The sequence below is a fragment of the Streptomyces sp. SYP-A7185 genome (genome assembly GCF_046103685.1).
Classification (GTDB): domain Bacteria; phylum Actinomycetota; class Actinomycetes; order Streptomycetales; family Streptomycetaceae; genus Streptomyces.
In genome coordinates this window covers 1,164,596-1,178,856 of record NZ_CP122310.1, presented here as the reverse complement: position 1 = coordinate 1,178,856, position 14,261 = coordinate 1,164,596, and the positions used below count along the sequence as shown (strand labels likewise).

Here is a 14,261-nt window from a genome sequence, read left to right as displayed (position 1 = left end):
CCAAAACCGCCACGTGAATCCGCCCGCAGCAACTCGCTCCGAGGAGAGAAGCGATGACCCGATCCCTTGTCGAGGACGTGTGGCCGCTGTCGCCCCTGCAAGAAGGGCTGCTCTTCCACGCCGCCTTCGACAGCGAGGGTCCCGACGTCTACCAGGGGCAGCGGCTGCTCGACCTGACCGGCCCGCTGGACGCCGACCGGCTGCGGGCGTCCTGGCAGGCGCTGCTGGCCCGGCACGCCGCCCTGCGGGCGAGCTTCCGCAGGCGGAAGACGGGTGAGGCGGTGCAGGTCATCGCGCGGGAGGTGGAGCTGCCGTGGTGCGCGGCCGATCTCTCCGGGCTCACGGAAGCCGATGCCCTGGCCGAGGCGGACCGGCTCGCGGGCCGGGAACGGGCCGAGCGCTTCGACCTGGCGACGGCTCCGCTGCTGCGGCTCCTGCTGATCAGGATCGGTGCGGAGCGCCACCGCCTGGTGGTCACCAGCCACCACGTCCTGATGGACGGCTGGTCGATGCCGGTCCTGCTCGGCGAGCTCTCCGCGGCCTACGCGGCGGGCGGCGACACCTCAGGACTGCCGCCGGTGACGTCCTACCGGGAGTACCTGGCCTGGCTCGGCCGGCAGGACAAGGAGGCGGCGCGGGCCGCCTGGCGGGCGGAGTTCGCGGGGGCGGAGGGGCCGACCCTCGTCGCGCCCGAGGACCCGGGCCGCACGCCCCTGCCCCCGGAGAGCCTGATCGAGGAGTTCCCCGCCGCACTGACCGCAGGCCTGCTGCGGTTCGCCCGTGGCCAGGGCCTGACGGTGAACACCGTCGTGCAGGGGGCGTGGGCGCTGGTCCTCGCGCGGCTCGCCGGGCGCACGGACGTGGTGTTCGGTGCCACCGTGGCGGGGCGGCCGATGGAACTGCCGGGCGTCGAGTCGATGGTCGGGCTGTTCATCAACACCCTGCCCGTGCGCGTCCGGCTCGACGCCGGGCAGCCGGTGGCCCGCATGCTGGCCGCACTCCAGGAGCGCCAATCGTCCTTGATGGAGCATCAACACCTCGGACTGCCCGAGGTGCAGGGGCTCGCCGACGCGTCGGGCGCGGGCTTCGACACCCTCGTGGTGTACGAGAACTACCCCAGCCCGCCCGCGGGGCCCCCGTCGCCCGACACCTTCGGCGTGCGGATCGCCGCCGGTCAGGAGACCGCGCACTATCCCTTCACGCTGGTGGTGGCGCCCGACGGGGACCGGATGCTCTGCAAGCTCGACTACCGCCCGGACCAGTTCGACCGCGAGACCGCGGAGTCGGTGTGCGCGTGGCTGGTGCGGGTCCTCGAACAGCTGGTGGAAGACCCGTCCGCCCCCGTGGGCCGGCTCGGTGTGCTCGCGGCGCCCGAGCGCGGCCTGGTCGTGGAGGGATGGGGCGGCACGGCGGGCGAGGTGCCGGGCGCACTGGTCCCGGAACTGATCGCCGGACGCGTGGCCGCGGCGCCGGACGCACGAGCCGTCGAGGGGGAACGGACGCTCTCGTACGGGGAGTTGTGGGCGGAGTCGGGCCGCTGGGCCCGCTACCTGACGGACGCGGGGGTGCGGCGCGGTGACCGCGTCGCGGTCGTGATGGAGCGGTCGGCCGAACTGCTGCCGCTGCTCCTGGGCGTGTGGCGGGCGGGCGCCGCCTATGTGCCCGTCGACGCGGGCTCGCCGCCGGAGCGCGTGCGTTTCGTGCTCGACGACTCGGCTCCGGCCGTCGTGCTGTGCACGGAGAAGACCCGGGCCGTCGTGCCGGACGAGGGCCCCGGACCGGTGGTGACCGACGACCCGCGCGTGCGGGACGCCGTGGCCGCCGCGTCGCCCGACGAGGGCGATAGGGGCGTTACGGGCGGCGCGGCCGGTCCGTCCGTGCTCGTGGGCGCGGACGACGTGGCGTACGTGATGTACACCTCGGGATCCACGGGTGTGCCGAAGGGCGTGGCCGTGTCGCACGGCAGCGTCGTGGCGCTGGTGGGGGAGCGCGGCTGGTCCGTCGGCCCGGATGACGCGGTCCTCATGCACGCCCCGCACGCCTTCGACGTGTCCCTCTTCGAGGTGTGGGTCCCGCTGGCGTCCGGGGGCCGCGTGGTCGTCGCGGGACCGGGCCCGGTCGATGCCGAGCAGGTGCGGCGGCACGTGGACCGAGGCGTGACCTCGGTGCATCTGACCGCCGGTTCGTTCCGCGTCCTCGCGGGGGAGTCACCGGCGTGCTTCACCGGCCTGCGCGAGGTCCTGACGGGCGGTGACGTGGTTCCGGTGGAGGCGGTCGCACGGGTGCGCGAGGCCTGCCCCGACGTGGTCGTCCGGCATCTGTACGGGCCGACCGAGGTCACCCTGTGTGCCACCTGGCGGCTCTGGGGGCCGCACGACGCCGTGGGGCCGGTCCTGCCCATCGGCCGCCCCCTGGGCAACCGGCGGGTGTTCGTCCTCGACGCGTTCCTCCAGCCGGTGCCCGCGGGCGTGACCGGGGAGCTGTACGTGGCGGGCGAGGGCCTGGCGCAGGGGTACTGGGGCCGCACCGAGCTGACGGCGGAACGCTTCGTGGCCTGCCCGTTCGTACCGGCCGGACGGATGTACCGCACCGGGGACCTGGTGCGCTGGTCCGACACCGGTGAACTGCTCTTCGTCGGCCGCGCGGACGCACAGGTCAAGGTGCGCGGGTTCCGCGTGGAGCTCGGCGAGGTGGAGGCGGCCCTGGCCACGCATCCCGCCGTGGCGCAGGCGGTGGTGGTCGCCCGCGAGGACGGCCCGGGCGAGCGCCGCCTGGTCGGTTACGTCGTGCCGAAGAGTCCGGCGGGCGTGGACCCCGGCCTCGTCCGCGCCCATGCGGCCAGGACGCTGCCCGACTACATGGTTCCGGCCGACGTGCTCCCGCTGGGCGAGCTCCCGGTCACCCGTAACGGCAAGGTCGACCACCGGGCTCTGCCCGCGCCCGACTTCGCGGCCCGGACCACGGACCGCGCGCCCCGTACGGAGACCGAGGCGGCCTTGTGCGGCCTGTTCGCCGAAGTGCTCGGCCTGGAACGGGTCGGGGTCGGGGACAGTTTCTTCGAGCTGGGCGGCGACTCGATCATGTCGATGCAACTGGTCGCACGGGCCCGTCGCGCCGGCCTCGTGATGACCCCCCGCCAGGTCTTCGACGAGAAGACCCCCGAGGGGTTGGCACGCGTCGCGGAGGCGCTGCGAGCAGGGGAGAGGGCGCGCGGCGGCGGTTCGCCGGGCGACGCGGGCGTGGGGGACGTGCCCTGGACGCCGGTGATGCGGGAGCTGGGGGAGCGCGGTCTGCGCGGCGGGTTCGCGCAGTGGGCGACCGTCGGCGCTCCGGCGGATCTCGGCCGGGACGTGCTCCTGGGCGGGCTCGGCGCCGTACTCGACGCGCACGACATGCTGCGGGCGCGGGTGGTGACGGAAGGCGACGGGCCCAAGTTGACGGTGACACCGCGCGGTTCGGTGTCCGTGGAGGGCCTGGTCGTGCGGGTCGACGCGAAGGCCGCGCCGACGGACTCGGTGAGTTCGGTTGATTCGCTGGACGGCGTCGCGGCGCGGGCGGCGCGCGAGGCGGTGGACAGGCTTGACCCGGCCGCCGGTGTGATGGTGCAGGCCGTGTGGGTGGATGCCGGTCCTGAGCGTGACGGACGGCTGGTCCTCGTGGTCCATCACCTCGTGGTGGACGGAGTCTCCTGGCGGATCCTGTTGCCGGACCTCCGTGCCGCGTGCGAGGCGGTGGCCGCGGGCCGCGCGCCTCAACTCGACCCGGTTCCGCACTCGTTCAAGCAGTGGGCCGACATCCAGATGGCGGACGCGAGCGGAGAGCGGCGGACGGCCGAACTCGCGCGGTGGACCGAACTGCTCGGTACTCAGTCCGAAGCGCCGCTGGGTGCAAGCGAGTTGGATCCGGTTCGGGACACCGCCGCGACCATGTGCCGCCGTTCTTGGACCGTGTCGTCCTCGCAGGCCGAGACCTTGACGGGCCGGACGCCGTCGGTTTTCCACTGTGGTGTGCATGAGGTGTTGTTGGCGTCGTTGGCGGGTGCTGTTGCTCTTTGGCGGCGGGACACGGATTCCGGGGTTCTGCTGGATGTGGAGGGGCATGGTCGGGTGGCGGCCGAGGGGGTGGATCTGTCGCGTACGGTCGGCTGGTTCACCGCTGTGCATCCGGTGCGGCTTGATGTGGGTGCGGTGGATGTACGTGAGGTGATGGCCGGGGGTGTGGCGGCCGGGGCGTTGTTGAAGGTGGTGAAGGAGCAGGCGCGGGCGGTGCCGGGGGACGGGCTCGGGTTCGGCTTGCTGCGGCATCTGAACCCGGATACCGCTGGGGTGCTGGCGGGGTTGGCGCGTCCGCAGATCGGCTTCAACTACCTGGGCCGCTTCACCGCCGACACGGCGACGGGCACGGTGGCCCCCTGGCACCTGGCGGGAAGCGAGGCGATCGGCGGCTTGATCGATCCCGGCACTCCAGCCCTGCACGCCCTCGAAGCGAGCGCGGTGGTCCAGGACACCGCCGAAGGCCCCGAGCTGACCCTCACGCTGAGCTGGCCCGGTGGGCTCTTCGACGACGCCGGCGCGGCGGAACTCGGCCGCCTGTGGGAGCAGGTCCTCGGCGGACTGGCCGCTCACACCGATGATCCCGCAGCAGGCGGGCACACCCCGTCCGACTTCTCCCTCATCGCCCTCACCCAGCGCAACGTGTCGGAGCTGGAGGCGGCGGTGCCGCAGCCGGCCGACGTATGGCCCCTGTCGCCGTTGCAGGAAGGGATGCTCTTCCACGCCACGTTCGACGAGGACGGCCCGGACGTCTACCAGAGCCAGCGGCTCATGGCGCTGGACGGGCCGCTGGACGTGCCCCGGCTGCGTGCCGCGTGGGAGGCGCTCGTGGACCGGCACGCGGCGCTGCGGGCGAGCTTCCACCGGCTCGGGTCCGGATCGGGCGAAGCCGTACAGGTCGTCGCCCGGCACTTGGAACTGCCCTGGCGCGAGGCCGACGTGTCGCGGCTGCCGGAGGCCGAAGCGCGGGCCGAGGCCGAACGCCTCGCCGAGCGCGACATGGCGGAGCGCTTCGACCTGACACGCGGGCCGCTGCTGCGCCTGCTGCTCGTCCGCTTCGGCGAGAACCGGCACCGACTCGCCGTCACCAGCCATCACATCCTGGTCGACGGCTGGTCCATGCCGGTCATCCTCGACGAGGTGTCCGCGCTGTACGCGGCGAGCGGCGACGCGAGGGACCTCAAGCCGACCGCCTCCTACCGCGACTACCTGGCCTGGCTGGAGCGGCAGGACAAGGAGGCCGCACGGGACGCCTGGCGGACGGAGCTCGCCGGTGCGGACGAACCGACGCTCGTCGCGCCCGCGGACCCCGGCCGGCCGCCGGTGATGCCGGAGGTCGGCTCGGCGGAGCTCGACCCGGACAAGACCCGGGCACTGGGCGCGTTGGCCCGGGCCCATGGGCTGACGGTGAACACGGTGGTGCAGGGTGCGTGGGCCCTCGTCCTCGCGCGGCTCGCCGGGCGCACGGACGTCGTGTTCGGCGGCACCGTGGCCGGGCGGCCCCCGGAACTGCCGGACGCCGAGTCGATGATCGGCCTGTTCATCAACACCCTGCCCGTCCGTGTGCGGCTCGACGCCGGGCAGCCGGTCCTGGAGCTGCTCGCCGGACTCCAGGAGCGCCAGTCCGCGCTCATCGCCCACCAGCACCTGGGCCTGTCGGAGATCCAGCAGCTGGCCGGCCCCGGCGCGGTCTTCGACACCATGCTGATGTTCGAGAACTACCCGCGGCAGTCGGCCGCCCTGACCGGCCCGGCCGGTGGCGCCACGGCCGACGACGTCACGATCACCCAGCTGCACACGCTGGCCGGGACGCACTATCCGCTGGCGGTCGGCGTCATCCCCGCCGAGCGGCTCCGCGTCCTGGTGACCTACCGGCCCGACCTGATCAGCAGGGAGAGCTCCGTCCGTACGGCACACCAGGTCGTCCGGATCCTGGAGCGGCTGGTGGCGGACCCGACGCTGTCGGTGGCGCGGGCAGACGTCCTGGACGCCGAGGACCGCACGGCGGTCGTGGAGGAGTGGAACGCCACGGGTGCGCGGACCCCTCGCGCGAGCGTGCCTGAACTGATCGCCGAGCGTGTGGCGTCGTCGCCGGACGCGGTGGCCGTCGAGGGGGAACGCGCCCTGTCGTACCGGGAGTTGTGGGCGGAGTCCGGACGGTGGGCCGACCGTCTGGCGCGGCTGGGTGTGGGCCGGGGAGACCGCGTGGCCGTCGTGATGCGGCGGTCGCCCGATCTGCCGTCCGTGCTCCTGGGCATCTGGCGTACCGGTGCCGCGTATGCGCCGGTGGACGTCGGGTGGCCGGTGGAGCGGATCGCCTTCGTCGTCGACGACGCGGCGCCGGCGGCAGTGGTGTGCACGACGGAGAGCCGGGCCTCGGTGCCGGACGGACTCACCACTCCTGTCCTGGTCCTGGACGACCCTCGATGGAGGACGGAGCGCGAAACCGACCGGCCGGTCGTGACACAGGCCCCCGAGGTCGTGACGCAGGCGCCTAGGGGCGTGCGGGACGCGGCGGCCGGTGCGGGCGCGGACGATGTGGCGTCGGTAGCCCACGACGCGTCGTACGGACCTCAAGACGTGGCGTACGTGATGTACACCTCGGGATCCACGGGCACCCCCAAGGGCGTCGCCGTGCCGCACGGGAGCGCGGCGGCGCTCGTGGGGGAGCGGGCCTGGTCGGTCGGGCCGGCCGACGCCGTGCTGATGCACGCACCGCATGCCTTCGACGTCTCCCTCTACGAGATGTGGGTCCCGCTGGCCGCCGGTGGCCGCGTGGTCATGGCCGAGCGCGGTGTGGTGGACGCCCAGCGGCTGCGCGAGCACGTGAAGCGCGGGGTGACGTCCGTCCATGCCACGGCCGGGCAGTTCAGGGCCCTGACGGAGGAGACCCCCGACTGCTTCGCCGGGCTGCGGGAGGTGCTGACCGGCGGTGACGTTGTCCCGGCCGGATCGGTGGCGCGGCTGCGGGACGCCTGCCCCGATGTCACCGTGCGCCATATGTACGGGCCGACCGAGGTGAGCCTCTGCGCGACCTGGCAGCTGCTGGAGCCGGGCGATGCCCTGGGCCCCGTCCTGCCGATCGGGCGCCCGATGAGCGGTCGGCGGACCTACGTCCTGGACGCGTTCCTGCAACCGGTGGCACCCGGTGTGACCGGTGAACTGTACGTGGCGGGGGCCGGGTTGGCGCAGGGCTACTGGCGCCGCCCGAGCCTGACCGGGGAGCGGTTCGTGGCCTGCCCCTACCTGCCCGGCGAGCGGATGTACCGCACCGGCGACCTGGTGCGCTGGATCGAGGACGGGCATCTGGTCTTCGTCGGGCGTGCGGACGCACAGGTCAAGATCCGTGGCTTCCGGGTGGAGCTGGGTGAGGTGGAGGCGGCCTTGGCCGCCCACCCCGCCGTGGCCCAGGCCGTCGTCGTCGCCCGCGAGGACCGGCAGGCGGAGCGTCGCCTGGTCGGGTACGTGGTCGCGGACGGCGGCGGCGCACAGCCGGACCCCGAAGCTGTCCGTGCCCACGTCGCCAGGACGCTGCCCGACTACATGGTCCCCGCCGTCGTCCTCACCCTGACGACCCTCCCGGTGACCCGTAACGGCAAGGTCGACCGTGCCGCCCTGCCCGCCCCCGACTTCGCGGGCAAGGCCACCGGGCGCGAGCCGCGCACGGGGCCCGAGGCGGTGCTGTGCGCGCTGACGGCCGAGCTGCTCGGCCTGGAGCGGGTGGGGCCCGACGACAGCTTCTTCGAGCTGGGCGGCGACTCGATCATGTCGATGCAACTGGTCGCCCGTGCCCGCCGCGCGAACCTGCTCCTCACGGCACAGGACGTCTTCGAGCACGAGACCCCCGCGGGCCTCGCGGCCGTGGCCCGGCGGGTGGATGCCGCGCCGGCCACTGCCGAAGCGGGCATCGGGGATGTGCCCTGGACGCCCGTGATGCGGGCACTGGGCGAGCGAGTGCTGCGCGGCAGGTTCGCGCAGTGGACGATCGTCGGCGCCCCGGCGGGGCTCGGCCAGGACGTGCTGGTGGGCGCCGTGGGGGCCGTGCTCGACACGCACGACATGCTGCGGGCCCGCGCCGTGGCAGGGGAGAGCGGCCGTCACGGGCCCCGGCTGACCGTAGGGCCGCGCGGCTCGGTCGACGCCGCGCCCCTGGTCACGCGGATCGACGCGACGGACGCGCCCGCCGACACCCTGGACGACCTCGCGGGCGAGGCGGCCCGGGCGGCCACCGAACGCCTGGATCCCGCGGCGGGCGTGCTGCTGCGTGCCGTCTGGGTGGACGCCGGTCCGCGGCGGACCGGCCGACTGGCCCTGGTCGTGCACCACCTGGTGGTCGACGGTCTGTCGTGGCGCGTCCTCGTCCCGGACCTGCGGACCGCGTGCGAGGCGTTGGCGGCCGGGCGGCGGCCGGAGCTCGACGCGGTGGGCACGTCCTTCAAGCAGTGGACGGACGTCCTGACCGAGCAGGCCGCCGGCGAGCCCCGGACCGCCGAGCTGGCGGGCTGGACCGCTCTCCTCGACACGGCCGAACTCCCGCTCGGCACACGGGACCTGGATCCGGAGCAGGACACCGCGGCCACCATGCGCCGCCGCTCCTGGACCGTGCCGACCCACCTCGCGGACACCCTGGCGGGCCGGACGCCCGCGGTGTTCCACTGCGGAGTGCGTGAGGTGCTCCTGGCGACGCTCGCGGGCGCGCTCACGCAGTGGCGCGGCCAGCCGGGCCCCGTACTCCTCGACGTCGAGGGGCACGGCAGGGAGCCGCTCGCGGGCGCCGAACTGTCGCGCACGGTCGGCTGGTTCACGGCCACCCACCCCGTACGCCTGGACGCGTCCGGGATCGACCTGGACGCTGCACGGACCGGCGGTCCGGCGGCAGGGGCGCTCCTGAAAGCCGTCAAAGAGCAGGCGCGGGCCATACCCGGCGGCGACGGGCTCGGATTCGGGCTCCTGCGCCACCTGAACCCCGACACCGCACCTGCCCTTGCAGACGTGCCGACCCCGCAGATCGGCTTCAACTACCTGGGGCGGTTCCCGGCGGAGGCAGCGGCGGGCCCCGTCGCCCCCTGGCAGCAGGCCGGGAGAGAGGCCATCGGCGGTTCGGTCGACCCGGACATGCCCGCGCTGCACGCCCTGGAGGCGGGCGCTGCCGTGCAGGACACCTCTGCGGGGCCGGAGTTGACGGTCACGCTGACGTGGCCCACCGGTGTGATCGGCGAGGCGGAGGCCGCTCGCCTCGCCCGGATCTGGCTCGACCTCCTCGCCGGTCTGGCGGCTCACACCACCGGCCCCGCCACCGACGCTCCCGTGGGCGGGCACACCCCGTCCGACTTCTCCCTCGTGGACCTCGCACAGCACGAGGTCGACGAACTCGAAGCCGCCGTGCCGGATGTGGTGGACGTATGGCCGCTCTCGCCGTTACAGGAAGGGCTGCTGTTCCACGCGGGGTTCGACGAGCAGGGGCCGGACCTCTACGAGGGGCTGCGCGTGCTCGACCTGGACGGCCCGCTGGACGTGGACCGGCTGCGGGCCTCCTGGGAAGCCATCCTCGCCCGGCACCCGATCCTGCGGGCGAGCTTCCACCGGCGTGCGTCGGGCCAGGCGGTGCAGACCATCGCGCGGGCGGTGGAACTCCCCTGGCGAGAAGTCGACTTGTCGGCACTCCCGGCTGCGGACGCCCGTGCCGAACTCGACCGGATCGCCGAGGAGGAGCGCGCCCGCCGACTGGACGTGACCGAAGCGCCCTTGCTGCGCCTGCTGCTGATCCGTCTCGGCGAGAACCGCCATGCCCAGATCGTCGTCAACCACCACCTCGTCACCGACGGCTGGTCGCTGCCCGTCCTCATCGCCGAGATGTCCGCGATCTACGCGGCCGGCGGCGACGGGCGGACCCTGCCCGTCGCGACCTCGTACCGGGAGTACCTGGCCTGGCTGGAACGCCAGGACAAGGAGGCGGCACGGGAGGCCTGGCGCAGGGAGTTCGCGGGCGCGGACGAACCGACGCTGACGGTGCCCGACGAGCTGTCCGCCGTGCCTGCCGTGCCCGACCGCGTGCCGTTCGAGTACGGCGAGGACCTCACCCGGAGCGTCGTCGAGCTGGCGCGCGGTCACGGCCTGACGGTGAACACCGTCGTGCAGGGCGCCTGGGCGCTGCTCCTGGCCCGGCTCGTCGGCCGCACCGACGTGGTCTTCGGCGCGACGGCCGCGGGCCGGCCCGCCGAGCTGCCGCGCGTGGAGTCGATGGTCGGCCTGTTCCTCAACACGCTCCCCGTACGCGTCGATCTGCGGGCGGAGCAGTCGGTCGCCGCCATGCTGACCGGCCTCCAGGAGCGGCAGGTCGCGCTCATGTCCCACCAGCACATCGGCCTCTCCGAGATCCGCGGGCTCGCGGGTCCCGGCGCCGCCTTCGACACGCTCGTCGTGTACGAGAACTACCCGCGCCCGCCGCTGGGCGAGCCCGCGCCCGACATCCTGTCCATCCGCCCCGGCGGCACACCGGAGGACACCGGTCACTACCCGCTGACGCTCATCGCGGTACCGGGCGACCGGCTGCACGGCGAGTTCATCTACCGGCCCGGCGTGTTCCACCGGGCCTGGGCCGAGGAGATGGTGGCGGCACTGGGCCATGTGCTCGAAGGGATGGCCGCCGATCCGTCGGCGCCCGTGGCACGGGTGGGGGTACTGGGCGCAGCGCGCCACGAACGCGTCGTCAGGCAGTGGAACCGCACGCGGGCCCCGGTGGCCCCGCGGACCTTGCCCGAGCTGCTGTGGCGACAGGTGGAGCGGTCGCCGGACGCCACCGCCCTGGTGTCGGGCGAGCGGACGCTGTCGTACGCGCAGGTGCAGACGGAGGCGGGCCGCTGGGCCCGGCATCTGATCGCGGCCGGTGTGGGCCCCGAGCGCCGGGTGGCCGTGCTGGTACCGGCCTCGGAGGCGACGGTGGTCTCCGTGCTCGCGGTGACGATGGCGGGCGGCGCCTTCGTGCCGGTCGACCCGGGATACCCGAGGGAGCGGGTGGCGTTCGTGCTCGCGGACGCGGACCCGGCGGTGGTGCTGTGCACGGGGCAGACGCGTTCCCTGGTGCCGCACGGGTTCACGGGCCGAGTGATCGTCCTCGACGATCCGGAGGTCCTGGCGGCCGTGGCCGGCCAGGACGCGGGACCCGTCGGTCAGGGTGAACGCAGCGGTCCGCTCGGTCCGGCCAACGCGGCCTACGTGATCTACACCTCCGGGTCGACCGGGACGCCGAAGGGTGTGGTCGTGCCGCACGCGGGACTGGCCAACCTGGCGCGGGCGCAGATCGAGCGGTTCGCGGTGGGCCCGGACGCGCGGGTGCTCCAGTTCGCCTCGCCGAGCTTCGACGCGTCGGTCTCCGAGCTGTGCATGGCGCTGCTGTCCGGAGGGGCGCTCGTGGTGGCGGGGCCGGACGCGCTGCCGCCGCAGGTTGCGCTGGGCCAGGCGGTCCGCGCGTGGGGCGCGACGCATGTGACGGTGCCTCCGAGCGTGCTGGCGGTGGAGGAGGAACTACCGCCGGAGCTGGTGACATTGGTGGTGGCCGGCGAGACGTGCCCCCCGGCGCTCGTGGACCGATGGGCCGCGGGACGGCGCATGGTGAACGCGTACGGGCCCACCGAGCTGACCGTGTGCGCGGCGATGAGCGCGCCTCTGTTGCCGGGCGGGCGGGGAGAGCCGGACGGGCCGGCGGAGGCGGCCGGGGAAGCTGAGACGGGCGGGGCAGGGAAGCCGGGTGGGCGAGCAGGCGGCGCCGCGGTGCCGATCGGCCGTCCGATGGCCAACGTCCAGGTGTTCGTCCTGGACCGCTTCCTCCGGCCCGTCCCGCCGGGTGCGCCGGGCGAGCTGTACGCGGCGGGCGCGGGAGTGGCCCGCGGGTACTGGGCGCGGCCCGGCCTGACCGCCGAGCGGTTCGTGGCGTGCCCGTACGCGCCCGGCGAGCGGATGTACCGCACCGGGGACCTCGTGCGCTGGACCGACGACGGTGAACTCGTCTTCGTCGGGCGCGCGGACGCGCAGGTGAAGGTGCGGGGCCACCGGATCGAACCGGGCGAGGTCGAGGCGGTCGTGGCCGCGCAGCCCGGGGTCGCCCAAGTGGTGGTCGTGGCGCGTGACGACCGGCGGGCCGGTGAGCACCGCCTGGTGGCGTACGTCGTCGTCGACCCGGCGCAGGCGTCGCGTACCGATGAACTCGTGGCCGCCCTGCGCGACGCCACGGCCGCGCGGTTGCCCGCCTTCATGGTCCCGTCGGCGTTCGTCCCCCTGGAGGCCCTGCCCCTCACCGCGCACGGGAAGGTGGACCGGCGCGCGCTGCCCGCCCCCGACTTCGCGGGGAAGGCCGCGGGACGCGAGGCGCGCACGGCGACCGAGGCGCTGCTGTGCGGCCTGTTCGCCGAGGTGCTCGGTCTGGAGCGGGTCGGCGTCACGGACAGCTTCTTCGAGCTGGGCGGCGACTCGATCTCGTCGATGCAGCTGTCCTCGCGCGCCCGGCGCTCCGGTCTCGTGGTGACGCCCCGGCAGGTCTTCGCGGAGAAGACCCCCGAGCGCCTGGCCACGGTGGCGGAGACGGCCGACGGGCACGGTGACGGTGCCGTCGAGGACATCGGCGTCGGCGAGGTGCCCTGGACCCCGGTGATGCGGGAGCTGGGTGAGTCCGCCCGCGGGCCGAGGTTCGCGCAGTGGGCCGTCGTCGGCGCCCCGGCCGGCCTCGGGCACGACGTGCTCCTGGCCGGTGTGGCCGCGCTCCTCGACACCCACGCCATGCTGCGCGCACGCGTGGTCACGGCGGACGGCGACAGCACCGGCGACAGCGTGGACCACGGCACGGACGGCGGCACCGATCGCGACTCTGATCGCGGCACCGTTCGCGGCACCGAGCCGCGTCTCGTCGTCGGCGAACCAGGGTCCGTGGACCCCGCCGGCCTGGTGACCCGAGTCGCCGCCGGGGACACGGCGGCCGGAGCACCCGGTGCGCTGGACGAGATCGCGGAACGGGCGGCGCAGGAGGCCGCCGAGCGTCTGGACCCGTCGGCGGGCGCGATGTTCCAGGTCGTGTGGGTGGACGCGGGCCCGGAGCGGATCGGCCGACTGGTCCTGATGGTCCATCACCTGGCCGTGGACGGCATGTCCTGGCGGATCCTGGTCCCCGACCTGGCCCGCGCCTGCGAGGCCGCCGCGGCGGGACAGGAGCCCGTGCTCGATCCGGTGGGGACGTCCTTCCGGCGCTGGGCGCACCTCCTGTCGGCCCAGGCCACCGGTCCGGAGCGGATGGCGGAACTCGACGCGTGGAAGGCCGTGCTCGACGGCGCAGAACCGCTCGTCGGCCGGCGCGCGCTCGACCCGGCGGTGGACACCGCCGAGACCACGCGCCGCGCGTCCTGGCAGGTCCCGCGGGAGGTGGCGGCCACGCTTGCGGGCCGGACCCCCGCGCTGTTCCACTGCGGGGTCCACGAGGTGCTCCTGGCGACGCTCGCCGGCGCCGTCACGCGCTGGCGCGGCGACGAGGGACCCGTGCTCCTGGACGTGGAGGGCCACGGCCGTGAACCGGTCGCGGGCGCCGAACTCTCCCGTACGGTCGGCTGGTTCACCAGCACGCACCCGCTCCGCCTCGCCGTCGCCGACGTGGATCTCGCCGAAGCCGCGGACGGCGGTCCGGCGGCCGGGGCACTCCTGAAGGCGGTCAAGGAACAGGCGCGGTCCCTACCCGGCGACGGTCTCGGATACGGCCTGCTGCGCCACCTGAACCCTGAGACGGGCCCCGTGCTCGCCGCGCTGCCCGGCCCGCAGATCGGCTTCAACTACCTGGGCCGGTTCACCGCGGGCGACCCGTCCCAGGGCCGTACGGCCGCGGCCTGGCAGCTGGCGGGGGACACGGCGATCGGCGGCTCGGCCGACCCGGACATGCCGTCCATGCACGCCCTGGAAGCGGGCGCGGCCATCGTGGACACTGCTGACGGGCCCGAGCTGACCGTCTCGCTCAGCTGGGCGGGCCGAGCCGTCGACAGTGCCGCGGCGCGACGCGTCGGACGGCTCTGGCTGGACCTGCTCGGCGGCCTCGCCGCCCACACCACCGATCCCACGGCCGGTGGACACACGCCCTCCGACTTCCCCCTCCTCGGCCTCGCGCAGAGCCAGATCGAGGAGCTCGAAGCCGGATTCAACCCGCTCTGAAGCCCTGAGGCCCCGGAACACCCCATC

1 protein-coding gene is annotated in these 14,261 nt (G+C 74.3%); it reads left to right on the top strand.

Translation table 11 applies throughout. The features are described from left to right. Nucleotides 1-53 precede the first annotated feature (53 nt). A complete protein-coding gene (locus QBL25_RS05005; protein ID WP_409055754.1) occupies nucleotides 54-14,234 on the top strand; it encodes an amino acid adenylation domain-containing protein in 14,181 nt (4,726 codons plus the stop codon). Nucleotides 14,235-14,261 lie beyond the last annotated feature (27 nt).